Annotated in this window: 23 protein-coding genes, 1 pseudogene and 1 other annotated feature; of the genes and pseudogenes, 11 read left to right on the plus strand and 13 right to left on the minus strand. The window is 59.9% G+C overall.

The features are described 5' to 3' along the window. The 7 genes and pseudogenes from rfbK to wbdC form a co-directional block, all read left to right on the plus strand. Positions 1-887 (plus strand): annotated as a pseudogene (rfbK, locus tag MKR05_RS05435) (O9 family phosphomannomutase RfbK); the annotation flags it as partial. 5 nt (positions 888-892) lie between these two features. Beyond that, on the plus strand, positions 893-1,678 hold the full coding sequence (gene wzm, locus MKR05_RS05440) for an O9 family O-antigen export ABC transporter permease subunit (RefSeq protein ID WP_243806151.1): 786 nt from the start codon (positions 893-895) through the stop codon (positions 1,676-1,678). Positions 1,679-1,680: 2 nt separating this feature from the next. Continuing rightward, positions 1,681-2,976, plus strand: coding sequence for an O9 family O-antigen export ABC transporter ATP-binding subunit (wzt, locus tag MKR05_RS05445; RefSeq protein WP_284118197.1), 1,296 nt, complete (start codon positions 1,681-1,683; stop codon positions 2,974-2,976). A 19-nt stretch (positions 2,977-2,995) separates the two neighbouring features. Beyond that, entirely contained in the window at positions 2,996-5,122 is a 2,127-nt protein-coding gene (locus MKR05_RS05450) for a methyltransferase domain-containing protein (protein ID WP_087827370.1), read from the plus strand. Between the two features lie 10 nt (positions 5,123-5,132). Then, the gene (gene wbdA / locus MKR05_RS05455) at positions 5,133-7,655 is read left to right on the plus strand and encodes a polymannosyl GlcNAc-diphospho-ditrans,octacis-undecaprenol 2,3-alpha-mannosylpolymerase WbdA (RefSeq protein WP_049014735.1); all 2,523 of its coding nucleotides are present in this window, start codon (positions 5,133-5,135) and stop codon (positions 7,653-7,655) included. A 46-nt stretch (positions 7,656-7,701) separates the two neighbouring features. Further along, positions 7,702-8,847, plus strand: coding sequence for a glycosyltransferase family 1 protein (locus MKR05_RS05460; RefSeq protein WP_008804110.1), 1,146 nt, complete (start codon positions 7,702-7,704; stop codon positions 8,845-8,847). 9 nt (positions 8,848-8,856) lie between these two features. Further along, entirely contained in the window at positions 8,857-9,972 is a 1,116-nt protein-coding gene (wbdC, locus tag MKR05_RS05465; protein ID WP_044524108.1) for an N-acetyl-alpha-D-glucosaminyl-diphospho-ditrans,octacis-undecaprenol 3-alpha-mannosyltransferase WbdC, read from the plus strand. Positions 9,973-10,010: 38 nt separating this feature from the next. Here the strand turns inward: wbdC and hisIE are convergent, their stop codons facing one another. From hisIE to hisL, 9 genes are all read right to left on the minus strand, one after another. Beyond that, the gene (gene hisIE, locus MKR05_RS05470; protein WP_023290360.1) at positions 10,011-10,607 is read right to left on the minus strand and encodes a bifunctional phosphoribosyl-AMP cyclohydrolase/phosphoribosyl-ATP diphosphatase HisIE; all 597 of its coding nucleotides are present in this window, start codon (positions 10,605-10,607) and stop codon (positions 10,011-10,013) included. Further along, positions 10,601-11,377: an imidazole glycerol phosphate synthase subunit HisF gene (hisF, locus tag MKR05_RS05475; protein ID WP_004180497.1), complete on the minus strand. Its 777-nt coding sequence runs from the start codon at positions 11,375-11,377 to the stop codon at positions 10,601-10,603. Before hisF ends, hisIE begins: the two co-directional genes overlap by 7 nt. Continuing rightward, a complete protein-coding gene (gene hisA / locus MKR05_RS05480; RefSeq protein ID WP_211778541.1) occupies positions 11,359-12,096 on the minus strand; it encodes a 1-(5-phosphoribosyl)-5-[(5-phosphoribosylamino)methylideneamino]imidazole-4-carboxamide isomerase in 738 nt (245 codons plus the stop codon). The genes hisF and hisA overlap by 19 nt, the downstream gene beginning before the upstream one ends. After that, the gene (gene hisH, locus MKR05_RS05485) at positions 12,096-12,686 is read right to left on the minus strand and encodes an imidazole glycerol phosphate synthase subunit HisH (protein WP_002912227.1); all 591 of its coding nucleotides are present in this window, start codon (positions 12,684-12,686) and stop codon (positions 12,096-12,098) included. Before hisH ends, hisA begins: the two co-directional genes overlap by 1 nt. Next, positions 12,686-13,753 carry a bifunctional histidinol-phosphatase/imidazoleglycerol-phosphate dehydratase HisB gene (gene hisB / locus MKR05_RS05490; protein WP_243817198.1) on the minus strand — a complete coding sequence of 356 codons (1,068 nt, stop codon included), beginning with the start codon at positions 13,751-13,753 and terminating at the stop codon, positions 12,686-12,688. Before hisB ends, hisH begins: the two co-directional genes overlap by 1 nt. After that, positions 13,750-14,811 (minus strand): histidinol-phosphate transaminase, encoded by a 1,062-nt coding sequence (hisC, locus tag MKR05_RS05495; RefSeq protein ID WP_032453441.1) that lies wholly within the window; start codon positions 14,809-14,811, stop codon positions 13,750-13,752. The genes hisB and hisC overlap by 4 nt, the downstream gene beginning before the upstream one ends. Beyond that, positions 14,808-16,112 (minus strand): histidinol dehydrogenase, encoded by a 1,305-nt coding sequence (gene hisD / locus MKR05_RS05500; protein WP_023290357.1) that lies wholly within the window; start codon positions 16,110-16,112, stop codon positions 14,808-14,810. The genes hisC and hisD overlap by 4 nt, the downstream gene beginning before the upstream one ends. Positions 16,113-16,151: 39 nt before the next feature. Further along, on the minus strand, positions 16,152-17,051 hold the full coding sequence (hisG, locus tag MKR05_RS05505) for an ATP phosphoribosyltransferase (protein WP_023290356.1): 900 nt from the start codon (positions 17,049-17,051) through the stop codon (positions 16,152-16,154). 47 nt (positions 17,052-17,098) lie between these two features. Then, positions 17,099-17,221, minus strand: a sequence feature (His leader region). Next, the gene (gene hisL, locus MKR05_RS05510) at positions 17,197-17,247 is read right to left on the minus strand and encodes a his operon leader peptide (protein ID WP_004899375.1); all 51 of its coding nucleotides are present in this window, start codon (positions 17,245-17,247) and stop codon (positions 17,197-17,199) included. Its footprint overlaps the feature before it by 25 nt. Positions 17,248-17,423: 176 nt before the next feature. Between hisL and MKR05_RS05515 the strand changes: the two genes are divergently transcribed. From MKR05_RS05515 to plaP, 4 genes are all read left to right on the plus strand, one after another. Continuing rightward, a complete protein-coding gene (locus MKR05_RS05515; protein WP_004152513.1) occupies positions 17,424-18,248 on the plus strand; it encodes an SDR family oxidoreductase in 825 nt (274 codons plus the stop codon). 38 nt (positions 18,249-18,286) lie between these two features. Beyond that, positions 18,287-19,177: a LysR family transcriptional regulator gene (locus MKR05_RS05520; RefSeq protein WP_218799136.1), complete on the plus strand. Its 891-nt coding sequence runs from the start codon at positions 18,287-18,289 to the stop codon at positions 19,175-19,177. Between the two features lie 236 nt (positions 19,178-19,413). Then, entirely contained in the window at positions 19,414-19,476 is a 63-nt protein-coding gene (gene yoeI, locus MKR05_RS27025; RefSeq protein ID WP_096335043.1) for a membrane protein YoeI, read from the plus strand. Continuing rightward, positions 19,466-20,824, plus strand: coding sequence for a putrescine/proton symporter PlaP (gene plaP / locus MKR05_RS05525; protein ID WP_004203583.1), 1,359 nt, complete (start codon positions 19,466-19,468; stop codon positions 20,822-20,824). Before yoeI ends, plaP begins: the two co-directional genes overlap by 11 nt. A gap of 936 nt (positions 20,825-21,760) precedes the next feature. Here the strand turns inward: plaP and MKR05_RS05530 are convergent. The 4 genes from MKR05_RS05530 to nifL all read right to left on the minus strand — a co-directional run bounded on the left by MKR05_RS05530 (position 21,761) and on the right by nifL (position 26,902). Then, positions 21,761-22,276 (minus strand): nitrogen fixation protein NifQ, encoded by a 516-nt coding sequence (locus MKR05_RS05530; RefSeq protein ID WP_023290352.1) that lies wholly within the window; start codon positions 22,274-22,276, stop codon positions 21,761-21,763. Continuing rightward, positions 22,276-23,682, minus strand: a complete 1,407-nt coding sequence (gene nifB / locus MKR05_RS05535; RefSeq protein ID WP_072413427.1) for a nitrogenase cofactor biosynthesis protein NifB — start codon at positions 23,680-23,682, stop codon at positions 22,276-22,278. Before nifB ends, MKR05_RS05530 begins: the two co-directional genes overlap by 1 nt. Positions 23,683-23,846: 164 nt before the next feature. Continuing rightward, positions 23,847-25,421 carry a nif-specific transcriptional activator NifA gene (gene nifA / locus MKR05_RS05540; protein ID WP_004203574.1) on the minus strand — a complete coding sequence of 525 codons (1,575 nt, stop codon included), beginning with the start codon at positions 25,419-25,421 and terminating at the stop codon, positions 23,847-23,849. Next, entirely contained in the window at positions 25,418-26,902 is a 1,485-nt protein-coding gene (gene nifL / locus MKR05_RS05545) for a nitrogen fixation negative regulator NifL (RefSeq protein WP_023290350.1), read from the minus strand. The genes nifA and nifL overlap by 4 nt, the downstream gene beginning before the upstream one ends. Positions 26,903-26,922: the final 20 nt, after the last annotated feature.

Here is a 26,922-nt window from a genome sequence, read left to right on the forward strand (position 1 = left end):
CGAACTTCACCCGTCCGCTGAAGCTGGTGGTGAACTCCGGCAACGGGGCGGCGGGGCACGTGATTGATGAGGTGGAGAAACGCTTTGCGGCGGCCGGGGCGCCGGTGACCTTTATCAAGGTGCATCATCAGCCGGACGGCCATTTCCCGAACGGTATCCCGAACCCGCTGCTGCCGGAGTGCCGCCAGGACACCGCGGATGCGGTGCGTGCGCATCAGGCGGACATGGGGATCGCCTTTGACGGCGACTTCGACCGCTGCTTCCTGTTCGATGACGAGGCGTCGTTTATCGAGGGGTACTACATTGTCGGCCTGCTGGCGGAAGCATTTCTGCAGAAGCAGCCGGGGGCGAAAATCATTCACGACCCGCGCCTGACGTGGAACACGGTGGACATCGTGACCCGCAGCGGCGGGCAGCCGGTGATGTCGAAGACCGGGCATGCGTTCATCAAGGAGCGGATGCGCCAGGAAGACGCCATCTACGGCGGGGAGATGAGCGCGCACCACTACTTCCGCGACTTCGCCTACTGCGACAGCGGGATGATCCCGTGGCTGCTGGTGGCGGAGCTGCTGTGCCTGAAGAACAGCTCGCTGAAATCGCTGGTGGAGGACCGCCAGGCGGCGTTCCCGGCGTCGGGGGAGATCAACCGCAAGCTGGGTAATGCGGCGGAGGCGATCGCGCGCATCCGGGCGCAGTATGAGCCGGCGGCCGCACACATCGACACAACGGACGGTATCAGTATTGAATACCCTGAGTGGCGGTTTAACCTGCGCACATCCAACACGGAGCCGGTGGTGCGCCTGAACGTTGAGTCCAGAGCGGATACGGCGTTGATGAACGAGAAAACCGCCGAGCTGCTCAACCTGCTAAAAGAGGAATCGCTTTGAGTCCTATGTTTTCAGCGATCTATCGCTACCGTGGCTTTATTATTGACAGCGTTAAACGGGACTTTCAGTCCCGTTACCAGACCAGCTTTTTAGGCGCGGCATGGCTGATCTTGCAGCCGATCGCCATGATTTCCGTCTATACATTAATCTTTTCTGAATTAATGCGTGCCCGCCTGGCGGGCATGGACGGCCCTTTTGCCTATAGCATCTACCTCTGTTCCGGGGTGTTAACCTGGGGGCTGTTCACGGAAACGCTCAGCAGTCTGGTCAACGTTTTTCTGACCAACGCCAATATTCTTAAAAAGCTCAGCTTTCCACGGATCTGTTTACCGATCATCGTCACCGCTTCGGCGTTCATTAACTTTCTGATCATTTTCGGTCTGTTTGTGCTGTTTCTGATCGTCACGGGGAATTTCCCGGGCATGATTTTCTTTGAAATCATTCCGGTGCTGATCGTCCAGATGCTGTTCACCCTGGGCCTGGGGATTATCCTCGGCGTGCTGAACGTTTTTGTCCGCGACATCGGCCAGTTCGTCAATATCCTGCTGCAGTTTTGGTTCTGGTTTACGCCTATTGTTTACGTGTCCAAAACGCTGCCGGAATGGGTTTCAGGCCTGCTGGCCTATAACCCGATGGCGACCATTATCGGTTCCTACCAGAACGTGATGCTCTATCACCAGAGCCCTGACTGGATGGCGCTGCTTCCGGTCACGGTGGTGTCGGTCATTCTGTTTTTATTTGCCTGGCGTTTATTTAAAAAACATGCCGCTGATATTGTGGACGAGATTTAATCATGAGTATCAAAGTTCAGCACGTCGGCAAGGCGTATAAATATTACCCATCCAAATGGAACCGGGTCATCGAGAAACTGCTGCCGGGCGATAAGCCGCGGCACAGCAAAAAATGGGTGTTAAAAGACATCAATTTCAGCATTGAACCCGGTGAAGCAGTCGGTATTGTCGGGGTGAACGGCGCAGGTAAAAGTACGTTGCTGAAGCTGCTGACCGGCACCACCCAGCCCACCAAAGGCAGCATTGAGATCCAGGGGCGCGTCGCTGCGCTGCTGGAGCTGGGCATGGGTTTCCATCCCGACTTTACCGGCCGGCAGAACGTGTATATGTCCGGGCTAATGATGGGCCTGAGCCGGGAAGAGATCGAGCGCTTAATGCCGGAGATCGAAGCCTTTGCGGATATCGGCGACTACATTGAAGAGCCGGTGCGCATCTATTCCAGCGGCATGCAAATGCGCCTGGCGTTCGCCGTGGCCACCGCTTCTCGCCCGGATATTCTGATCGTCGATGAAGCGCTCTCCGTTGGCGACTCCCGCTTTCAGGCGAAGTGCTACGCCCGCATTGCGGACTTCAAAAAGCAGGGCACCACGCTGCTGCTGGTTTCCCACAGCGCCGGGGATATCGTCAAACACTGCGACCGCGCCATCTTCCTCAAAAATGGTGACATTTGCATGGACGGCACCGCCCGTGACGTGACCAACCGTTACCTGGATGAGCTGTTTGGCAAACCTGATAAAGACAGCGCCAGGAAAAGCGAAACGGCTACCTCGTCAGTCAGTGGCGAAAGCCAGATGTCGCTTGATGAGATTGAAGATGTGTACCACACGCGACCAGGCTACCGTCCGGAAGAGTACCGCTGGGGGCAGGGCGGCGCGAAAATCATCGATTACCATATTCAGAGCGCCGGGGTTGATTTTCCGCCCTCGCTGACGGGCAATCAGCAGACCGATTTTCTGATGAAGGTCGTGTTTGAATACGATTTTGATTGCGTGGTGCCAGGCATCCTGATTAAGACCCTCGATGGCTTATTCCTCTACGGAACCAACTCTTTCCTCGCCTCAGAAGGGCGCGAGAATATTTCGGTTTCCCGCGGCGATGTTCGGGTGTTTAAATTTAGCCTTCCGGTGGATTTAAACAGTGGCGATTACCTGCTGTCATTTGGTATCTCTGCCGGCAACCCGCAGACGGATATGACGCCGCTGGACAGACGTTACGACTCCATTATTTTACATGTGACCAAGAGCATGGATTTTTGGGGTGTCATCGATCTTAAGTCGTCCTTTACTAGCTACCAATGACGTTGAGAAAAACGATTCCATGACTAAAAACTTAAACACGCTGGTTAGCGAATTACCTGAGATTTATCAAACTATTTTTGGCCATCCCGAGTGGGATGGCGACGCCGCTCGCGATTGTAATCAACGTCTCGATTTGATTACCGAACAGTACGATAACTTATCCCGCGCGCTGGGCCGCCCGCTTAAAGTTCTCGATCTGGGCTGCGCTCAGGGCTTTTTCAGCCTGAGCCTGGCAAGCAAAGGCGCGACTATCGTTGGTATCGATTTCCAGCAGGAAAATATTAACGTTTGCCGCGCGCTGGCCGAAGAAAACCCCGACTTTGCCGCCGAATTCCGGGTAGGCAGAATTGAAGAGGTGATCGCCGCGCTGGAAGAGGGCGAGTTTGATCTGGCCATTGGCTTAAGCGTGTTTCACCATATTGTTCATCTTCATGGTATCGATGAAGTTAAACGTCTGCTTTCGCGCCTGGCGGATGTCACCCAGGCGGTGATCCTTGAGCTGGCGGTGAAAGAAGAACCGCTATACTGGGGCGTTTCTCAGCCGGACGATCCACGCGAACTGATTGAGCAGTGCGCGTTTTATCGCCTGATTGGCGAGTTTGATACCCATTTATCCCCCGTTCCGCGCCCGATGTACCTGGTTAGCAACCACCGGGTGCTGCTCAACGATTTTAATCAGCCGTTCCAGCACTGGCAAAATCAGCCCTATGCCGGGGCCGGCCTGGCGCATAAGCGCAGCCGTCGCTACTTCTTTGGCGAAGATTATGTGTGCAAGTTTTTCTATTACGACATGCCCCACGGCATCCTGACGGCAGAAGAGAGCCAGCGTAATAAACATGAACTGCATAATGAAATAAAGTTCCTGGCGCAACCGCCAGCGGGCTTTGACGCGCCGGCATTACTGGCCCACGGCGAAAACGCCCAGTCTGGCTGGCTGGTGATGGAAAAGCTCCCGGGTAGCTTGCTGAGCGATATGCTGGCGGCCGGGGAAGAGATCGATCGTGAAAAAATCCTTGGCACCTTGCTCCGTTCCTTAGCGGCGCTTGAGAAGCAAGGGTTCTGGCATGACGATGTGCGCCCATGGAACGTGATGGTCGATGCCCGGCAGCATGCCCGCTTAATCGACTTCGGCTCTATCGTCACCACCCCACAGGACTGCAGCTGGCCGACAAACCTTGTCCAGTCGTTTTTCGTGTTTGTGAACGAGCTGTTTGCCGAAAACAAAAACATAAACGGTTTCTGGCGCTCGGCGCCCGTGCATCCGTTCAACCTGCCGCAGCCGTGGTCAAACTGGCTGTATGCGGTCTGGCAGGAGCCGGTTGACAGCTGGAACTTTGCCCTGCTGTTAGCGCTGTTCGACAAGAAAGCGAAACTGCCTTCAGCTGAACAGCAGCGTGGGGCGACGGAGCAGTGGATCATCGCTCAGGAGACGGTGCTGCTGGAGCTCCAGTCCCGGGTGCGCAATGAAAGCGCCGGCTCGGAGGCGATGCGTGGTGAAATCCATGCCCTGGAGCAACAGATCGTTCAGCTGCAGGCGGCACAGGATGCGTTAGTCGAGAAAGCGCAACAGCCAGTGGAAGTCAGCCATGAGCTGAGCTGGCTGACTGAGAATATGGCGCAGCTGACCGCGCTGCTGGAGTCGGCACAAGCGCACGCCCAGGCTGACATTCAGCCCGAGCTGCCGCCGGAAACCGCTGAGCTCCTCCAGCGACTGGAAGCCGCTAACCGGGAGATTCACCATTTACATAACGAAAACCAGCAGCTTCGCCAGGAGATTGAAAAAATCCATCGCAGCCGTTCCTGGAGAATGACCAAGGGTTATCGTTATATTGGACTGCAGATCCATTTGCTGAGGCAGTATGGTTTCGTGCAGCGTTGTAAACATTTTATTAAACGCGTCCTGCGGTTTGTTTTCTCGTTTATGAGAAAACATCCGAAGGTAAAACATACCGCGGTAAATGGGTTACATAAGCTGGGCCTTTATCAGCCGGCCTACCGTTTGTATCGTCGTATGAATCCGCTGCCGCACAGCCAGTATCAGGCTGATGCGCAAATTTTATCGCAGACTGAGCTGCAAGTGATGCATCCGGAGCTTTTACCTCCGGAGGTTTATGAAATTTATCTCAAACTAACGAAAAATAAATAAGGAGATTAACTTGCATATTTTGATTGATGTCCAGGGTTACCAGTCGGAAAGTAAATTCCGCGGTATCGGTCGCAGTACCCTGGCCATGAGCCGCGCCATTATTGAAAATGCCGGCGAGCATCGCGTCAGTATTCTGATCAATGGTATGTATCCCATTGACAATATTAATGATGTAAAAATGGCCTATCGGGACCTGCTGGCGGACGAGGATATGTTCATCTTCTCCGCCGTTGCGCCAACGGCCTATTGCAATATTGATAACCACGGCCGTAGCAAAGCCGCCCAGGCGGCCCGCGATATCGCTATCGCCAATATCGCGCCTGATATTGTCTATGTTATTAGCTTCTTCGAAGGCCATGGGGATAGTTATACCGTGTCCATTCCGGCGGACAATGTGCCGTGGAAGACAGTGTGCGTATGCCACGATCTGATCCCGCTGTTAAATAAAGAGCGTTATCTCGGCGATCCGAATTTCCGCGAATTTTATATGAACAAGCTGGCGGAGTTTGAGCGGGCGGACGCGATCTTCGCTATTTCGCAGTCGGCGGCCCAGGAAGTGATCGAATATACCGACATCGCCAGCGATCGAGTGCTGAACATCTCCTCGGCGGTGGGTGAAGAGTTTGCGGTTATCGACTATTCCGCCGAGCGTATTCAGTCTTTAAAAGACAAATACAGCCTGCCCGATGAGTTTATTCTGACGCTGGCGATGATCGAGCCGCGGAAAAACATCGAAGCGCTTATTCACGCCTACAGCATGCTGCCTGCCGAATTGCAGCAGCGCTATCCGATGGTGCTGGCGTATAAGGTGCACCCGGAGGATCTGGAGCGGATTCTGCGTCTGGCGGAAAGCTATGGCCTGTCACGCAGCCAGCTTATCTTTACCGGCTTCCTGACCGACGACGATCTGATTGCCCTGTACAACCTGTGCAAACTGTTTGTGTTCCCGTCGCTGCATGAAGGTTTCGGCCTGCCGCCGCTGGAAGCGATGCGCTGCGGGGCGGCGACCTTAGGTTCAAACATTACCAGCCTGCCGGAAGTCATTGGCTGGGAAGATGCCATGTTCAATCCGCATGACGTGCAGGATATTCGCCGGGTGATGGAGAAGGCGCTGACCGATGAGGCGTTTTACCGTGAGCTGAAGGCGCATGCCCTGACGCAGTCGGCCAAATTCTCCTGGGCCAACACCGCCCATCTGGCGATCGATGGTTTCACTCGCCTGCTGCAGTCGTCCAAAGAGGCGCATGCCGGGCAGGTGGAAGGCGTGACCGCCTCGCGCATTCAGACGATGCAGAAAATTGATGCGCTGAGCGAAGTCGACCGTCTGGGTCTGGCGTGGGCGGTTGCGCGCAACGGCTTTAAGCGCCATACTCGCAAGCTGCTGGTGGATATTTCGGTTCTGGCGAAGCATGACGCGAAGACCGGGATCCAGCGCGTCTCGCGCAGTATTCTTAGCGAATTACTGAAATCCGGCGTGCCGGGTTATGAGGTTTCCGCCGTCTACTACACCCCAGGCGAGTGTTATCGCTACGCCAACCAATATCTGTCCAGTAACTTCCCGGGCGAATATGGTGCCGACGAGCCGGTGCTGTTCAGCAAAGATGATATTCTGATCGCCACCGATCTGACCGCGCATCTCTTCCCGGAGGTGGTGACGCAAATTGACAGCATGCGCGCCGCCGGGGCGTTCGCCTGCTTCGTGGTGCATGATATTTTGCCATTACGTCGCCCGGAGTGGAGTATCGAAGGCATTCAGCGTGAATTCCCGATCTGGCTGTCCTGCCTCGCAGAGCACGCAGACCGGCTGATCTGCGTCTCTGCCAGCGTCGCCGAGGATGTGAAAGCGTGGATTGCGGAAAATAGCCATTGGGTGAAACCGAATCCGCTGCTGACCGTCAGCAACTTCCATCTGGGCGCCGACCTCGATGCCAGCGTACCGTCCACTGGTATGCCGGACAATGCACAGGCGCTGTTAGCCACGATGGCCGCAGCCCCGTCATTTATCATGGTTGGCACCATGGAGCCGCGCAAAGGCCACGCCCAGACGCTGGCCGCCTTCGAGGAGCTGTGGCGCGAGGGCAAAGAGTACAACTTGTTTATCGTCGGCAAACAGGGCTGGAACGTTGACAGCTTGTGCGAAAAATTACGCCATCATCCGCAGCTGAACAAAAAGCTGTTCTGGCTGCAGAATATCAGCGACGAGTTTTTGGCCGAGCTATATGCTCGTTCACGCGCGCTGATCTTTGCCTCGCAGGGCGAGGGCTTTGGCCTGCCGTTGATTGAAGCGGCGCAGAAAAAGCTGCCGGTGATTATCCGCGATATCCCGGTGTTTAAAGAGATTGCTCAGGAACATGCCTGGTATTTCTCCGGGGAAGCGCCGGCCGACATCGCGAAGGCCGTCGAAGACTGGTTAGCCCTGTATGAGCAAAACGCGCATCCTCGCTCAGAAAATATCAACTGGTTAACCTGGAAGCAGAGCGCGGAATTTCTCCTGAAAAACCTGCCGATTATCGCGCCAGCCGCGAAGCAATAATCGCTATCAACAGGGCCGCCCCGGTGGCCCTTGTGATGAGTTCGTTATGAAAATTATTTTTGCTACTGAGCCAATTAAATACCCATTAACGGGCATCGGTCGGTATTCCCTGGAGCTGGTTAAGCGGCTGGCGGTCGCTCGCGAAATCGAAGAGCTGAAGCTGTTTCACGGCGCGTCGTTTATCGATCAGATCCCCCAGGTTGAGAATAAAAGCGATACCAAAGCCAGCAATCATGGTCGTCTGTCAGCGTTTCTGCGCCGCCAGCCGCTGCTGATTGAGGCGTATCGCCTGCTGCACCCGCGGCGCCAGGCATGGGCATTGCGCGACTATAAAGATTACATCTACCATGGTCCCAATTTTTATCTGCCGCATCGCCTGGAACGCGCTGTGACCACGTTTCATGACATCTCCATTTTTACCTGCCCGGAATATCATCCAAAAGATCGGGTTCGCTATATGGAGAAGTCCCTGCACGAGAGCCTCGATTCGGCAAAGCTGATCCTGACCGTCTCTGACTTCTCGCGCAGTGAAATCATCCGCCTGTTCAACTATCCGGCGGATCGGATCGTCACCACCAAGCTGGCCTGCAGCAGCGACTATATTCCGCGCAGCCCGGCGGAGTGCCTGCCGGTCCTGCAGAAATATCAGCTGGCGTGGCAGGGCTACGCGTTGTATATCGGCACCATGGAGCCGCGTAAGAATATCCGCGGTCTGCTGCAGGCCTATCAGCTGCTGCCGATGGAGACCCGCATGCGCTACCCGCTGATCCTCAGCGGTTATCGCGGCTGGGAAGACGATGTGCTGTGGCAGTTAGTCGAGCGCGGTACGCGGGAAGGGTGGATCCGTTACCTGGGTTATGTCCCGGATGAAGACCTGCCTTATCTGTACGCGGCGGCCAGAACCTTTGTTTATCCCTCCTTCTATGAGGGATTCGGTTTACCTATTCTTGAAGCGATGTCTTGCGGTGTGCCGGTAGTATGTTCCAATGTCACTTCTTTGCCTGAGGTGGTTGGCGATGCCGGCCTCGTTGCCGATCCTAATGATGTAGACGCGATTAGCGCGCATATTTTGCAGAGCCTGCAGGATGATAGCTGGCGGGAAATCGCCACCGCGCGCGGTCTTGCCCAGGCGAAACAGTTTTCGTGGGAGAACTGTACGACCCAGACCATTAACGCCTATAAATTACTCTAAGGGTGTCAGTTGAGAGTTCTACACGTCTATAAGACCTACTATCCCGATACCTACGGCGGTATTGAGCAGGTCATTTATCAGCTCAGTCAGGGCTGCGCCCGCCGGGGAATCGCAGCCGATGTATTTACTTTTAGCCCGGACAAAGAGACAGGACCTGTCGCCTACGAAGACCATCGGGTCATTTATAATAAGCAGCTTTTTGAAATTGCCTCCACGCCGTTTTCGCTGAGAGCGTTAAAGCGTTTTAAGCAGATTAAAGATGATTACGACATCATCAACTACCATTTTCCGTTTCCATTCATGGATATGTTGCATCTCTCGGCGCGGCCTGACGCCAGAACGGTGGTGACCTATCACTCTGATATTGTGAAACAAAAACGGTTGATGAAGCTGTACCAGCCGCTGCAGGAGCGATTCCTCGCCAGCGTAGACTGCATTGTCGCCTCGTCGCCCAACTACGTGGCCTCCAGCCAGACCCTGAAAAAATATCAGGATAAAACCGTGGTGATCCCGTTTGGTCTGGAGCAGCACGACGTGCAGCACGATCCGCAGCGGGTGGCGCACTGGCGGGAAACCGTCGGCGATAACTTCTTCCTCTTCGTCGGCGCTTTCCGCTACTACAAAGGGCTGCACATTCTGCTGGATGCCGCCGAGCGTAGCCGGCTGCCGGTGGTGATTGTCGGGGGCGGGCCGCTGGAGGCGGAAGTGCGTCGTGAAGCGCAGCAGCGTGGGCTGAGCAATGTGGTATTTACCGGCATGCTCAACGACGAAGATAAATACATTCTCTTCCAGCTCTGCCGTGGCGTGGTCTTCCCCTCGCATCTGCGCTCCGAGGCGTTTGGCATTACGTTACTGGAAGGCGCGCGCTTCGCCAGGCCGCTGATCTCCTGCGAGATCGGCACCGGGACCTCGTTCATTAATCAGGACAAAGTGAATGGCTGCGTGATCCCGCCGAATGACAGCCAGGCGCTGGTGGAGGCGATGAATGAGCTCTGGCATAACGATGAAACCGCCAGCCGCTATGGCGAAAACTCGCGTCGTCGGTTTGAAGAGATGTTTACTGCCGACCATATGATTGACGCTTACGTCAATCTCTACACTACGCTGCTGGAAAGCAAATCCTGAGGCCAGCTACCCCCGCCGTTGCGGCGGGGGTCAACGCGTTAGTGCCGACTTTTCAGATTATCAATCACTTCCCCGAGATCCAGCCCCTGGTCCTGCAGCAGCACCAGCAGGTGATACATCAGGTCCGACGCCTCATTCTTCAGCTCGAAGCGGTCGTTCACCGTGGCGGCCAGCGCGGTCTCCACGCCTTCTTCTCCCACTTTCTGCGCGATGCGCTTGGTGCCGCTGGCATACAGCTTCGCCGTGTAGGAGCTCTCCGGGTCGGCGTGCTTACGCTCGGCCAGCAGCTGCTCCAGCTGATAGAGGAACAGCCACTGGTGGCCGGCGTCGCCGAAGCAGCTGGTGGTGCCTTTGTGGCAGGTCGGCCCGATCGGATTCACCAGCACCAGCAGCGTATCGTTGTCGCAGTCCGGCGTGATGCTCACTACGTTGAGGACATGGCCCGAGGTTTCACCCTTGGTCCACAGCCGCTGTTTGGTGCGTGAGTAAAAGGTGACCTTGCCGGTGGCTTCGGTTTTCTCCAGCGCCTCCTTGTTCATGTAGCCCAGCATCAGCACTTCGCCGGATACGGCGTGCTGCACGATGGCCGGCATCATGCCGTCCGTTTTTTCCCAGTCCAGCTGTTCAGTCAACATACCCTTATCTCCACGCCCTGTGCCGCCAGGTACGCTTTCAGTTCGCCAATATTAATAATCTGTTTGTGGAATACCGAGGCCGCCAGCGCGCCGTCAACGTCGGCATCGCGGAAGGCTTCGAGGAAGTGTTCCATGGTGCCCGCGCCGCCGGAGGCGATCAGCGGCACATGGCACACCGCGCGAACCTTCGCCAGCTGCTGCAGATCGTAGCCGTTGCGCACTCCGTCCTGGTTCATCATATTGAGGACGATCTCGCCCGCGCCGCGCTTCTGCACTTCCTCCACCCAGTCGAGGGTTTCCCACTGCGTCACCCGGGTGCGGCTCTCGTCGCCAGTGTACTGATTGACGTGATACTTGCCGGTCTCTGCATCAAACCAGGTATCAATCCCCACCACAATGCATTGCACGCCAAAGCGGTCGGCAAGGCGGGTGATTAGCGTCGGGTCGGCGAGGGCAGGGGAGTTAATCGAGATCTTATCGGCGCCAAAGGAGAGGATCTGCGCCGCGTCTTCCAGCGACTTGATCCCGCCCGCCACGCAGAAAGGAATATCAATCACTTCCGCCACCCGCGACACCCAGCTCTTGTCGACCACCCGGCCGTCGCTGGAGGCGGTGATATCATAGAACACCAGCTCGTCGGCGCCTTCGTCGGCATAGCGCTTGGCCAGCGGGACGATGTCGCCGATGATCTCGTGATTACGGAACTGCACGCCTTTCACTACCTGGCCGTCGCGGACGTCGAGGCAGGGGATTATCCGTTTTGCCAGCATTGAATGGCCTCCGTTACGTTGAATTTACCTTCCAGCAGCGCGCGACCGACAATCACGCCGCGCACCCCGGTGCCGCGCAGGGCGGCAATATCATTGAGATCGCCGATGCCGCCGGATGACTGAAACGCCACCTGCGGGTAGCGGGCGCAGACTTCCTCATACAGCGAGACGTTGGAGCCCGCCAGCGTGCCGTCACGGGAGATATCGGTGCACAGCACATGCTGCAGGCCGACCGGCAGATAGCTCTCCACCAGCTCCTCCAGGGTCACGCCGGAGTTTTCCTGCCAGCCGCTGACCGCCACCTGCTTATTGCCGTCGGCGTCGATACGCACGTCGAGCGCCAGCACCAGTCGTTCAGGGCCAAAGCGTTTAAACCAGCCTTTCACTTCCTCCGGGGATTTCACCGCGGTGGAGCCGACCACCACGCGGGCGACGCCGGCTTCAAGCAGGGCCGCGACATCCGCCTCGGTCCGCACGCCGCCGCCGACCTGCACCGGGACGTCAACGCCGGCGACCAGCGATTTCAGCAGCGGGAGCTGGCGCTTCGCCGGATCCTTCGCCCCGGTCAGGTCGACCAGGTGCAGGACTTCCGCCCCCTGAGCGGCATAGGACTGCAGGCGCGGCAGCGGATCGCTGCCGTAGTCGCGCTGCTGGCCGTAATCGCCCTGGTGGAGACGAACGACGGTGCCGTCGATTAAATCTAACGCAGGAATAATCATCACATCTCCAGGAAGTTTTTCAGCAGCTGCGCCCCGGCGCTCCCGGAGCGCTCCGGGTGGAACTGCACGCCAAAGAAGTTATCTTTCTGCACCGCGGCGGTAAACGCCTCGCCGTAATTGCACTGGGCGATGGTGTACGGGTTGACCGGCATGGCGTAGCTGTGGACGAAGTAGAAATACGCGCCTTCTTCAATGCCGCGGAACAGACGATCGCCCGCTTTGGCATACACCCGGTTCCAGCCCATGTGCGGCAGCGGCAGGCCGTGGTCGGTCATCTTCGGCACTTCTTCCTCGATAATGCCCAGCAGATCGACGCCGTTGTTCTCTTCGCTGCGCTTGCCGAGCAGCTGCATGCCCAGGCAGATACCCAGCACCGGCTGGGTACAGGCTTTGATCAGGTCGATCAGCTCGCGGTCGCGCAGCTGGTCCATCGCCGCCTGGGCGGTGCCGACGCCCGGAAGAAACAGTTTATCGGCACGCAATACCACCTCCGGGTCGCGGCTGACCACCGGCTCATAGCCGTGGCGGCCAATCGCCGATTTCACCGAATTGAGGTTGGCGCACCCGGTATCAAGGATCACCACATTCATTACAGCACCCCTTTGGAAGACGGCAGGGCATCGCCCTGGACGCGGATCGCCTGGCGCAGCGTACGGCCAAAGGCTTTGAACAGGCTCTCCACGCGGTGGTGATCGTTCTTGCCCTTGGTTTTCAGGTGCAGCGTCACCGCCATGGTGTAAGAGAGCGAGCGGAAGAAGTGTTCCACCATCTCGGTGCTCAGATCGCCGACGCGCTGGTACGTGAAGTCCGCTTTATATTCCAGGTGCGGACGGCCGGAGATATCCAGCGCGCAGCGGGCGAGACACTCGTCCATCGGCAGCACGAAGCCGAAGCGGTTGATGCCGCGCTTGTCGCCGAGCGCCAGCTTCAGGGCTTCGCCGAGGGCCAGGCCGGTATCTTCCACCGTGTGGTGATCGTCGATGTACAGATCGCCGCCGACGTTGACCTCCATGCGGAAGCCGCCATGGGTGGCGATTTGGTCGAGCATATGGTCAAAAAAGCCGACGCCGGTGTGGATCTTGCTGCCGCCTTCGCGGTCCAGCCACACTTTCACATCCACCTGGGTCTCTTTGGTGATGCGCTCGACGTGGGCATAGCGGTCGCGGCGGGTCAGCTGCTCGCAGATGGTCGGCCAGTTGAGGGTCTCGCGGTCATAGCGCAGACCGATAATCCCCATGTTATCCGCCAGCTCAAGGTCGGTGGCCCGGTCGCCAATCACGTAGCTGTGGGCTTTATCCAGCACGCCCTCTTCCAGCCACGGCAGCACCAGCTGGGTTTTCGGCTTGCGGCAGGCGCAGTTGTCGCCCGGGAAGTGCGGACAAATCAGCACTTCCTCAAAGTTAATGCCCTGCGAGGCGAAGATCTGCATCATCAGGTTGTGTGGGCCATCAAACGCCTCCTGCGGCAGGCTGTCGGTACCCAGACCGTCCTGGTTGGTGATCATCACCAGCTTATAGCCTTCCTGCTGCAGCTTCAGCAGCGCCGGGATCACCTGCGGCTCAAACGCCAGCTTGTCGAAACGGTCCACCTGGAAATCTACCGGCGGTTCGGAAATCAGGGTGCCGTCACGGTCAATAAAGAGATACTTCTGGGTCATACATTCTCCGCAGTCAAGGCGTCAATCACGCGCTGGCTCTCGGCACGGGTACCGATAGTGATACGCAAACAGCCGCTCAATGAAGGTTGTTTATTCTGGTCACGTAAGATAATGCCCTGATCCCACAAAGATTTAAACACTGCGCTGGAGGCGGTTATCCGCGCCAGGACGTAGTTGGTCTCGGAATCGAAGACCTGCTCCACGCAGGCGATGCCGCGCAGCTGTTCCACCAGGTAGCGTCGCTCGTCGAGGATCTGCGCCACGCGCTGACGCATCGCGGCGATCCCTTCCGCGCTCAGCGCCTGGGCGGCGATATCGGCCACCGGCGTGGAGAGCGGGTACGGCGCGATCACTTTCAGCAGGACGTTAATCACCTCGGCGTTGGCGAGGGTGAAGCCGCAGCGCAGGCCGGCGAGGGCGAAGGCTTTGGACAGCGTGCGCAGCACCACCAGGTGCGGGTAGTCGCTGAGCCAGCCGGCGAGCGTCGCCTGCGGGCAGAATTCAATATAGGCTTCGTCGGCCACCACGATGGCTTTGCCGCGGGTCATCTCCAGCAGGTCGCGCATCGACTGCGGGTCGATAATCTGCCCGGTCGGGTTGTTCGGGCTGCAGACGAAGACCACTTTCACCCCGTCCAGCTTTGCCTCAATGCCCGGCAGGTCGAGCTGCCAGTCGGCGAGGGTCGGCACGGTGCGGCATTCGACGCCGATGGTCTCGGCGCTGACGCTGTACATGCCGTAGGTGGGCGGGCAGTAGAGCACCGCGTCTTCGCCTGGCTCGCAGAAGGCGCGGATCAGCAGCTCAATGCCTTCGTCGGCGCCGCGGCTGACCAGCACCTGCTCCGGTTTAACCCCGGCGTAGCGGGCGTAGTTCTCAATCACCGCCTTCGGCTGCGGCTCCGGGTAGCGGTTCAGCGTCTGCTCGGTCAGCTGGAAGGCCACGGCGGTGGGGAATTCGTTAGCGTTCAGCCAGACGTCGCCTTTCCCGCCCAGGCGGCGAGCGGATTGATACGGGGTCAGCGCGCGGACGTTGGCGCGGGCTAAATCTTCAATGCTCATGCTTGCTCCTTCAGGGCGGCAACGCGCAGCGTTACGGCGTTTTTGTGGGCGTCAAGGCGCTCGGCGGCGGCCAGAATCTCAATCGTCGAAGCGAGGGCGGCAAAGCCGTCGCGCGACAGCTCCTGCACGGTCATCCGCTTCTGGAAGTCGGCCAGGCCGAGGCTTGAGCAGGTGGCGGTATAGCCATAGGTCGGCAGAACGTGGTTGGTGCCCGAGGCGTAGTCGCCCGCGGATTCTGGCGACCAGTCGCCGAGGAAAACCGAACCGGCGCTGGTGATGCTGTCCACCAGCTCACGGGCCTGGCGGGTCTGAATGATCAGGTGCTCCGGGCCGTACTGGTTGGAGATAGCCACGCACTGCGCCAGGTCGCGGGCCACGATGATCCGGCTGGCGGAGAGCGCCACGCGGGCGGTTTCGGCGCGAGGCAGGGCGGCCAGCTGGCGCTCCACGGCCTCGGCGACGCGGCTGCCCATCCCGGCGTCCGGGGTCAGGAGGATCACCTGCGAGTCCGGGCCGTGTTCCGCCTGGGACAGCAGGTCAGAGGCGACAAAGTCCGGGTTGGCGCCGCTGTCGGCGATCACCAGCACTTCCGACGGGCCGGCCGGCATGTCGATGGCCGCGCCGTCCAGACGCTGGCTGACCTGGCGTTTGGCTTCCGTGACGTAAGCGTTACCCGGGCCAAAGATTTTATCCACCTTCGGCACCGACTCGGTACCGAGGGCGAGGGCGGCGATGGCCTGCGCGCCGCCGACGTTAAAGATGGTTTTCACGCCGCACAGCTGCGCGGCGTAGAGGATCTCATCGGCGATCGGCGGCGGCGAGCAGAGCACCACCTGCTGACAGCCGGCGATGCGCGCCGGCGTCGCCAGCATCAGCACCGTGGAGAACAGCGGCGCCGAGCCGCCCGGAATATACAGCCCGACGGAGGCGATAGGGCGGGTCACCTGCTGGCAGCGCACCCCCGGCAGCGTTTCGACATCCACCGCCTGCAGCTGTTGCGCGTTGTGGAAGGTCTCGATGTTTTGCACCGCCACCGCCATCGCCTGCTTCAGCTCGTCGCTGAGGCGCTCGCCGGCGGCAGCGATCTCCGCCTCGCTCACCTGCAGCGCGGCGACGGTGGTTTTATCAAACTTCGCGCTGTATTCGCGCAGCGCCGCGTCGCCGTTGGCTTTGACGTTATCGAGGATCGCCGCCACCGTTTTACTGATGCTGTCGGAGGCGGAAATCGCCGGGCGCGTTAAGAGTTGTTGCTGTTGGTCTGCGCTACAGCCGTTCCAGTCGATGATTGTGTTGAAGCTCATGATTGTTTTCCCCTGTGTGTCCCGTGACCGGCTGGCCGATTACTCCATCATCTTCTCAATCGGCAGCACCAGAATGGAGCTGGCGCCCAGCGCCTTCAGTTTTTCCATGGTCTCCCAGAACAGGGTTTCGCTGCTGACCATGTGCATCGCCACGCGCTGCTTGTCGCCCGCCAGCGGCAGAATGGTCGGCCGTTCGGCGCCCGGCAGCAGGGCAACCACTTCTTCCAGACGTTCGGTCGGGGCGTGCATCATGATGTATTTCGACTCGCGGGCCTGGATCACGCCCTGAATACGGGTCAGCAGGCGGTCAATCAGCTGCTGTTTGGCGTCGTCCATTTCGCCGTCGCGCTGGATCAGGCAGGCTTTGGAGCGGTAGATCACTTCCACTTCGCGCAGGCCGTTGGCTTCCAGGGTGGCGCCGGTGGAGACGAGGTCGCAGATGGCGTCGGCGAGGCCGGCGCGCGGCGCCACTTCCACGGAGCCGTTCAGCAGACAGGATTTAAAGGAGATACCTTTTTGATCGAGGTAACGCTTCAGCAGGTGCGGGTAAGAGGTGGCGATACGTTTGCCGTCCAGCGCCGCCGGGCCGTTCCAGGCTTCATCCACCGGGGTCGCCAGCGACAGGCGGCAGCCGCCGAAGTCCAGACGACGCAGGGTGAAATAGCGCGGGTCTTCGCCCTGGGCGCGGCGGCTGAGCAGCTCTTCTTCCAGCACGTTTTCGCCGATAATGCCGAGGTCGACAACACCGTCCATCACCAGGCCCGGGATATCGTCATCACGCACGCGCAGAATGTCGATTGGCATATTTTCCGCCAGCGCAATCAGACGCTGGGTGTGCAAATTGACTTTAATGCCGCAGCGGCTGAGTAATTCGCGTGAATCTTCGCTTAAACGGCCTGATTTCTGAATAGCTATGCGTAAACGGGTGTTGTCTAACATTGTTCTTTTCCTCTGAATACCTGTCTGAATCTGTCCGAATTTGGTCCAAAAAAAAGCCCCCGGAAGTGAATCTTCCGGGGGCTCTCTGCGCGTTCATGCACCACTGGAAGATCCAAATGTCTTCCAGCACACATCGCCTGAAAGACTAGTCAGGATGATGGTGATGATGGTGGTGTTTAAATTGAACGCGGTTCATAAAAATTCTCTGTGAATGACTATGCATTTGATGTCCTTTAACCTAAACCACTTTCGCCGCAGAAAGCAAGGGCTTTTTTCTATCATTAATTCATTTCACATTGAGCGAAGAAATTGTCAGTTGCCGCTGGCTGGCGTAGCCTGTAATCAGCACAGCGAAAGAGTCAGGAGCCTGGGATGAAAAAGGTCGCGATAGTCGGTTTGGGATGGCTGGGGATGCCGCTGGCGCTGTCGTTGACGGCGCGAGGCTGGCAGGTCACCGGCAGTAAAACCACGCAGGATGGCGTGGAGGCGGCGCGGATGTGCGGGATCGACAGCTATCCGCTGCGCCTGGAGCCGCAGCTGGTCTGTGATACCGAGGACCTCGACGCGCTGATGAACGTCGATGCGCTGGTGATCACGCTGCCGGCCCGGCGGACCGGGGCAGGGGAAGGGTTTTATCTGCAGGCGGTGCAGGAGATCGTCGATACCGCGCTGGCGTACCATATTCCGCGGATCGTCTTCACCAGCTCCACCTCGGTGTATGGCAACGTCAACGGTACGGTGAAAGAGAACTCCCCGCGCCTGCCGCAAACCGCCAGCGGGCAGGTGCTCAAGGAGCTGGAGGACTGGCTGCACAATCTGCCGGGGACCTCGGTGGATATTCTGCGCCTGGCCGGGCTGGTGGGGCCGTCCCGCCATCCGGGGCGTTTTTTCGCCGGCAAGTCGGCGCCGGATGGCCAGCACGTGGTCAACCTGGTGCATTTGCAGGATGTGGTGGCCGCCATCGAACTGCTGCTGCAGGCTCCGAAGGGCGGGCACATCTATAATCTATGTGCGCCCCGCCATCCGGCGCGCGGCCTCTTTTATCCGCAGATGGCCCGCGAGCTGGGGCTGCCGCCGCCGGTCTTCAGCGACAGCCCGGACGGCGGCCAGGGCAAGATTGTGGATGGCAATCGTATCTGCAATGAGCTGGGGTTTGAGTACCAGTACCCCGATCCGCTGGTGATGCCGATGGAGTGATCCGCCAGCGGTGATTCGCATACCGTAAGGGGGTAGCGATGAAACCACTGCTGGATGTCCTCGTGATCCTCGACGCGCTGGAAAAAGAGGGGAGCTTTGCCGCGGCGTCGGCAAAGCTCTTTAAAACGCCCTCGGCGCTGAGCTACACCATTCACCGGCTGGAAAGCGATCTCAATATTCAGCTGCTCGACCGCAGCGGCCACCGCGCGCGCTTTACCCCCACCGGACAGATGCTGCTGGAGAAAGGGCGGGAAGTGTTGCACATCGCCCGCGAACTGGAGATCCGGGCGGTTAAGTTGCAGCAGGGGTGGGAACATACCCTCCGCCTGGCGGTGGACAGCACTTTTCCCGTGGCGCAACTCTCGCCGCTGATCGCCGCCTTTTATCAACAGCAGCCGCTCACCCGGCTGCGCTTCACGCTGACCCCCTCGCTGCTGGACTGGCGGCCCTTGACGGAAGGGCAGGCCGATCTCCTGCTGGGGGCGCTCGGCGAGCCGCCGCCGCTGAGCGGCTATGATTATCTTCCCCTTGGCGAGCTGGAGCTGCTGCTGGTGGTCTCCCCGCAGCATCCTCTGGCGGAGCGCCGCGCCCCGTTGAGCTGGCGAACCCTGCGGCGTTACCGCGCGGTGGCCACCGGCGAGGGTGGGGCGCTGCTCGCCGATCAGGATACCCTGACGGTGTGTGACGCCGCGGGGCAGCTGGCGCTGCTGCGCATGGGGCTGGGGTGGGGTTGCCTGCCGCGTTATCAGGTGCAGGGGCTGCTGGAGAGCGGCGAGCTGGTCAGCCTGGCCGTGCGCGGGCTGTCGCCTCGTCAGCGCGCGTGGATCGCCTGGAATGACGCCGCCTGCGGTTTGGCCGGGAAATGGTGGCGCGAAGCGCTATTAGCAAATAGTGCTATTTTTACAATTTATCATACGGAAATCGTATAGATATTAGCATCTTAAAAATTATGCTCACGCAATGAACTTCATAACATCTTGTCAACGCCGTTGATATTGTTGCAAAATATGCGGCCTGAAAACCAGAGACTAGCCGACGCTTTTTTTAAAGTGTCGGTTATTTTTTTGGTCGAAAGACACATCATTCAATACCAAGAGGCCGGGCTTCGTACCGGATAGATATTTACTAAAAACCGACAGTCGTTGTCGCTGAGGAATAGAAAGAAATGGGGCAATTTTTTGCTTACGCGCTGGCGTTCACCGTAAAAGGGGATAACTATGTCGCATAACGCTACTCCAAATACCTCTCGCGTGGAATTACGTAAAACACTTACGTTAGTTCCGGTTGTAATGATGGGCCTGGCCTATATGCAGCCGATGACGCTGTTCGATACGTTTGGTATCGTCTCTGGTATGACCGACGGTCACGTGCCGACGGCCTACGCCTTTGCGTTAATCGCTATCCTGTTTACTGCCCTGAGCTATGGCAAGCTGGTACGTCGTTACCCGTCCGCCGGCTCGGCGTATACCTATGCGCAGAAATCCATCAGCCCGACCGTTGGCTTTATGGTGGGTTGGTCCTCGCTGCTCGACTACCTGTTCGCGCCGATGATCAACATTCTGCTGGCGAAAATCTATTTTGAAGCGCTGGTGCCTTCGATTCCGTCGTGGGTGTTTGTTATCGCGCTGGTCGCCTTTATGACCGCCTTTAACCTGCGCAGCATTAAATCCGTGGCCAACTTCAACACTGTGATCGTGGTGCTGCAGGTGGTGCTGATTGCCGTTATCCTCGGCATGGTGATTTATGGCGTGTTTGGCGGCGAAGGCGCCGGTACGCTGGCCAGCAGCCGTCCGTTCTGGTCCGGTGACGCGCACGTGATCCCGATGATTACCGGGGCGACAATCCTGTGCTTCTCGTTTACCGGCTTCGACGGCATCAGCAACCTGTCTGAAGAGACCAAAGATGCAGAGCGCGTCATTCCGCGCGCGATCTTCCTGACCGCGCTGATCGGCGGCCTGATCTTCATCTTTGCCACCTACTTCCTGCAGCTGTACTTCCCGGATATCTCGCGCTTTAAAGATCCGGATGCGTCACAGCCGGAAATTATGCTCTACGTGGCAGGTAAAGCCTTCCAGGTTGGCGCGCTGATCTTCTCCACCATTACCGTACTGGCGTCCGGTATGGCGGCGCACGCTGGCGTGGCGCGTCTGATGTACGTGATGGGCCGTGACGGCGTGTTCCCGAAAAGCTTCTTCGGCTATGTGCACCCGACCTGGCGCACCCCGGCGATGAACATCATCCTGGTCGGCGCTATCGCCCTGCTGGCGATTAACTTCGACCTGGTGATGGCGACGGCGCTGATTAACTTTGGTGCGCTGGTGGCGTTTACCTTCGTTAACCTGTCGGTGATTTCGCAGTTCTGGATCCGTGAGAAACGCAACAAGACGCTGAAAGACCACTTCCAGTATCTGTTCCTGCCGATGTGCGGCGCCCTGACCGTCGGCGCGCTGTGGGTCAACCTGGAAGAGAGCTCGATGATTCTGGGCCTGATCTGGGCCGGTATCGGTCTGGTCTATCTGGCCTGCGTGACCAAAAGCTTCCGCAACCCGGTGCCGCAGTACGAAGACGTGGCGTAAGGCGTAGCGTGATGTGAATGAGAAAAGCCGGAGGGAAACCTCCGGCTTTTTTTTCGTCTGCTGTCTGCGTCTGGGCCTGCTTTTTTGCCCGGCGGCGCTGCGCTTGCGCGGGCCTACGGTGATGGTTAATCTTCTGAAATTTAATGGTTATGTAGGCCGGGTAAGCGAAGCGCCACCCGGCAACATATTGGGCACGGAGCCTGATGTATTGCGCGGCGGCGGTGGAGACTGTTATCGGTTTACCACGTTCTCAGACTCCGTAGGCCGGGTCAGGCGCAGCCGCCACCCGGCAATATGTTGGCCACGTAAACGATGGCCGGACAGCTCCGTCTCCCCTGGGAGAGGGCCAGGGGGAGGGGAAGCAACGCCGATTGGTTCTTTATGTTATCTGTGGCTTCAGCGCACATTGCGCTCCCGGTTAATTTTCTGCGTTATGTCTCTTACGGTGCAGGGAGCGCACAGGGGGCGGCCAGTCGCCGCCGCCCCCTGTACCCCCGGGCTCCGGCCAGCAAAATCGCCGCTACGCGGTCCCCTCGACTTATCTCTGCAGGCTGCGGGTCGGGCCGAGGCAGCGTCCGTGCAAAACACGGCCCTCAGCCCGCATCCATGCGGGCTGCCCCGGCCTTCCGGGAACGTCTCAGCGATTTTGAGGCCGCCAGCACCGGCAGTTTCAGCAAGGCTGGTGAAAAAATTAACGACAGGTCGCACGAACTCCAGGCCGGGTAAGGCGTAGCCGCCACCCGGCACAGAAGCGGCACTGCGCCCGCTGTCCTTGCCCGGAGGCGCGGCGCTTGCCGGACCTGGGATGTTGAGTAACCTTCTGATAGGTAGATGACTTTGTAGGCCGGGTAAGCGAAGCGCCACCCGGCAGAAATCCGCGTAAAGCGGTTAAACAGGGGCATTTTGGGGGCAGCCGCAGGGGCACCTGCGGGGTGTTTATTGCGGCGGCGGTTCGAAGCAGAGGCTACGCTCCAGGCATTCGTCGCAGCTCGGCGAGCGGCAGACGATCTCCCCCTGTGACTGCAGGCAGCGCTGGCGATAAAAGAACTTCTTCCAGCGCATATGGTGGACGTTCTGCGCCACCAGCTGCGGAAAGCAGTCGCTCATCAGCCGGCCCAGTTCCGCCCGCGAATCCAGACCCAGATCCTCCCATAGATGATTAAACGCCAGCGCTGCCCCGGCGACGATCGGCGCCATCGGTTCGGCTCCCGGCGCGATCCACTCCGCCAGCCATCGCGCCAGCTGGCGGCGCTCTTCGTCGCGGGTGGCATTCAGCTCCGTCATCAGCCGGCGACGGCTCAGCGCCTCGCTGTCCAGCGGCGTCGCCACCTCGCCCAGCCGCTGCTGCAGGGCCAGCCACGCCTCGACGCTCAGCCCCATGCGCAGCGGAAAGCAGCCTTTTCCGGCGTGATACCGTCGCCACAGGCGGGTCAACCAGTCGACCGGCGCCATCAGGCGACCCCCTGACGCAGGCGCGATGCCGCCAGGCTCTGTCGCCGCCGCTGCCACCAGGCGGGCAGCACCTCGGCGACCGACCGCCACGCGCCGTCCACCTGCGGCTCAATGCCCTGTCGCTCGAGCTGTTGCCATGGCGTATGGCCGATACGCACGCAGAACACCGCTTTCACGTCGGCGAGCAGCGCGAGAAGCGCCGCCAGTCTGGCTTCGTTCTCCTGTGGCTCGCACTCCTCCGCGCCGCGGCAATATTTCGGCGTAAAGCGCTCGCCCACCAGCACCATGCCGGCGGCAGACAGGCTGTAGATCGAGAAGCGGTCGGCATGGCCAAAATGACAATCAATCACCTCGCCGCGGCTGGAGGCCACTGCCACCAGACAGGCATCATCGGCCTCCGACTCTCCCCGGGTGGCGAGGCTGGCATGAAGTTCGGCGCGCTGATGGAGGATGGGCAGCCAGTCGGGGAGGCTGTCCGGGTCCGGCAGCTGGGTAAACTGCTGGCTGCGGTCTTCGCCCAGCATGCCGATGGCGTCGGCGCGGCACTGGTGGCAATGCGTCATCTGCGGCATCGCGGCCCCGCACTGGCTGCGGATCGCGGCGAGCATCCCGGCGTCCGGCTCTGGCTGGCCGTTGAGGCCAAAGACCGTGCCGTGCTCCGGTCTGGCAATCAGCGGCATAATATTGTGAATAAACGCGCCGCTTTCCCGCAAACAACGGCTGACCTCGGCCATGCCGCTGTCGTTGATCCCCGGGATCAGCACCGAGTTTATCTTGACCAGCACCCCGGCGTTGGTCAGCCTGCGGACCCCCTCCAGCTGGCGGGCTATCAGGATCTCCCCGGCTTCCCGCCCGCGGTAGCGTTCGCCGTCGAGCCACAGCCAGGCGTAGATTTGTCCGGCGATGCCGGCATCCAGCGTATTGATGGTCACCGTAACGTGATCCACACCGACCTCCAGCAGGCGATCCACCGCGTCGGGCAGCATCAGCCCGTTGGTCGACAGGCATAATTTCAGGTCCGGAAGCCGATCGCGGACCAGCTCCAGGGTGCGGAAGGTGCGGGTCATATTGGCCAGCGGATCGCCGGGCCCGGCAATGCCGACCACCGACAGCTGCGGGATGGCCTGGGCCACCTGGCGCACTTTCAGCACCGCCTGCTCGGGGGTCAGCAGCGTCGAAGACACCCCGGGGCGGGATTCATTGCTGCAGTCGAATTTACGATTGCAGTAGTTGCACTGCAGATTGCAGGCCGGAGCGACCGGGAGATGCATCCGGGCGAAACGGTGGTGCCCGCTGCGGGAGTAGCAGGGGTGCGCGGCGACCTTATCGGCCACCCGCGGCGCTAACGCGCTGGCGTCCGCCGACTGACAGGCGTTGCCGCCGGAAAAAGAAGAGCAGGAAGTCATGGTCGTACCTTCTTGGTTGGGCGATACCTTCCTGCTGCAAAGGGCATACCAGAGAGGGATTTTTTATCATGCTGAAAAGAAAGGTGTTATTCCGCATCCCTGCGGCAAAATATTGTCGCGTTCCCGCCGCGCAGGCGACAATGTCCTGAACCTGACACCGTGGCTTACAGACGCGGCAGGGTGATATCCATGATCTGGATCCGGTAGGCGACCTGGCGCGGCGTCATCCCCAGCAGCCGCGCCGCCTTGGCCTGCACCCAGCCGGCTTTTTCCAGCGCGGCGATCAGCCGCTGGCGTTCGTCCAGGCTGTTGTCCAGCCAGCTGTCTTCCGCCGGCCCGCTGGCGGGCAGGGCTTTGGCCGGACGTTCCTGGTGGGTGAAGAGGATCACGTCGCGATCGATCAGGCCGCTCTCGGACATCACCGCCGATCGTTCGAGGCAGTTCTCCAGTTCGCGAACATTGCCCGGCCAGCTGTACTCCATCAGCAGACGGATCGCCCCCTCGCTGATCCGCAGCGTGCGCCCCTGATGCTGGCCAATTTTGCGCACCAGAAAGTGCGCCAGCTCGGCGATGTCCTCCTGACGCTCGCGCAGCGGGGGCAGGGCGATGGGCATCACGTTCAGGCGATAGTACAGATCCTCGCGGAAGTGGCCCAACCGGACCTCCTCCTCCAGGTGGCGGTTGGTGGCGGCGATGATGCGGACATTCACCCGCAGGGTCTCATCGCCGCCGACCCGTTCCATCTCTCCCTCCTGCAGGATGCGCAGCAGCTTAGCCTGGAACGAGGCGCTGCTTTCGCCAATTTCGTCGAGGAACAGGGTGCCGCCATCCGCCAGCTCAAAACGCCCCTTACGCTGGCGCACCGCGCCGGTAAAGGCGCCTTTTTCATGGCCGAACAGTTCGCTTTCCAGCAGGTTGTCCGGCAGCGCCGCGCAGTTAAATTTGACGAAGGCGGCGCCAGCCCGCGGGGAATGGTGGTGGATGGCATTGGCGATCAGCTCTTTCCCGGTGCCGCTTTCGCCGCGTACCAGCACAGTGGTGTCCCAGCGTGAAACCTGGCGGATCACCTCCACGATCTGGCGCATCGCCGGGCTCTTGCCGACCATATTGTCAAGGCCCACCCCGCGCGACGACGAGCAGGCAGGCGGCCGTTCCACCTTCGGCGGCTGGCGGCCCGGCAGGGTGGCGGAGGCCGGGAGGATCATCAGCCGGATGGTCTGGGCGATGAGGTTGGCGACGGTTTCGAGAAAGCGGGTGCAGGCCGGCAGCCGCTCTTCCTGGCGCGCCATCGGCTGGGCCGCCAGCACGCCCATGGGCCGGGCGTTGGGCCCCATTAGCGGCACGGCGATAAACGGCAGATCGTAATCGTAGAGGCTCAGGCGGTCGAGAAAACGCTGATCGTCGGCGACCCGGGGCAGCACCAGCGATTGCCCCTGGGCCAGCACCGTCCCCACCAGCCCCTCGCCGGGACGATAGCGGATCTGCGCGCTGCCGGGGAGAGTCTGCTGCTCGGTTTGCTGCAGCGCTTCGATACTGAGGATCTCCTGCTCGCTGTCGTACAGACAGATCATCCCGTGCTGCATAAAGGCATCGTTGTGCAATACGCTGAGCACCTCCTGCAGCGTTTTGCTGGCCTCGGTGGCGCGGCTCAGCACCACGCTTATCCGCTGCATGGCGGTGAACTGCTGAGAGAGGTCGAAGCGTCTGACGGTGGTGTCCGGGTCGGATTCGGGGATCATGCTTCACCTCCGGTCAGGGTGTTAAACAGCGGGAAACGCAGGGTCAGGCAGGTGCCGCCCTGCGGCCGGGAAGTCAGCTCGATGGCCCCGCGATGGTGCGCCACCAGGGTCTGGATCAGCCGCAGCTCCATGCCTTTGCCCGGCGAGTTCAGCGCGTCGGGGGAGTGGGCGTAGCGCACCTGCAGCAGCGGCACGTTGTCGGTCAGGTACAGCGCCAGCCAGCCGTCGTTTTCCTCGGCATAGAGCTGCATCGCCAGCGGGACGGAAGGCAGCTCGGCGGCGAGGGCCAGGGTGCGGTCGAACCACAGGCTTAAGCACGCCAGCAGCTGAGTGCGCTGGCCAAAGCCGATCAGATGCGGCGAGGCCATGTCCAGCTGCAGCCCCTCGGCATCGAAGCGGGTGCGGTAGAGGGCGCACAGGTCGTCGAAAAAGGGCTGCAGCGGCCAGACGGCGGGGTTTTCGAGATCCAGCGACGGACGACAGCGCTGGAGCCGGGCCATCGCCTCTTCCCCTTCGCGCCAGGCGGCCTCCAGCGCCACGTTGCCGCTGCTCTCGCCGTTCAGCCGACGGGCCGCCGCCAGCATGTTAATCGGGCAGTTCAGCTGGATCAGCGCGGCGTCCAGCGACTCGCGGATCGCCGCCAGCAGCTTGCCGGCGGTCATTTGCTGCTTCAGCCGGTCGAGGCGGCCCTGCTCCTGCTGCTGGCGCTGCTGGGTACAGTCGGCGATCACCACCAGGGTTCGCGCCAGGGCGCTGTCGATAAAGTAGCGGCTGGCCTCTTCGCTGACGCCGGGCAGCGGCCAGCAGGTCACCGACAGCCAGCGCGCGGCCCCGCGGATCGCCACCGGCAGGATCTGCTCCACGCCGGGCGTCATCCGGCCTGGGGAGACCTGCAGCTCGGTGAGCAGCTCCCGGCCGCCGCAGTCGGCGCAGAAGGTTTTATAGGCAAGGTTGTCCATCACCACCCGATCCTGCTCGTCCACTACCACCACGGCGGCGGGAATATTATTCAGCACCGCCTCCATCAGGGTCATATGGTTGCGCAGCCGCTGCTCCAGGGTATAGCTGACGCTGATATCCCGCTGCATTGCCAGATAATGCTCCAGTTCCCCTTGCGGACTGAGCACCGGAGTGATGTCAATCTCCACCAGGTACAGGCCACCGTCCCGCCGCTGGTTAATCAGCTGGCCGCGCCACGGCTGACGCTGGAGCAGGGTATGCCACATCTCCTGATAGATCTCGCGCGGCGTCTGGCTGCTGGCCAGCAGGCGCGGGTTCTGATTTAACAATTGCGCCAGCGAATAGCCGGTCTGGCGGCAAAACGCCGGGTTGGCGTAGATGATCCTGGCGCTGGCGTCGGTGAGGGAAATCGCCACTGAGGCCTGTTCCACCATGGTAAAAAACAGCCCCGGATGTTGTTGAGTCAGCGCGCCGGCGATGGCTTCCGGCGCGGCGTTATCGAGCATCATATTCAGGGTCATCGCAAACTCCTGTGTCGCAG

Source organism: Klebsiella sp. K5-204 (assembly GCF_030128585.1).
In the GTDB taxonomy this organism is placed as follows: Bacteria; Pseudomonadota; Gammaproteobacteria; order Enterobacterales; family Enterobacteriaceae; genus Klebsiella; species Klebsiella quasipneumoniae.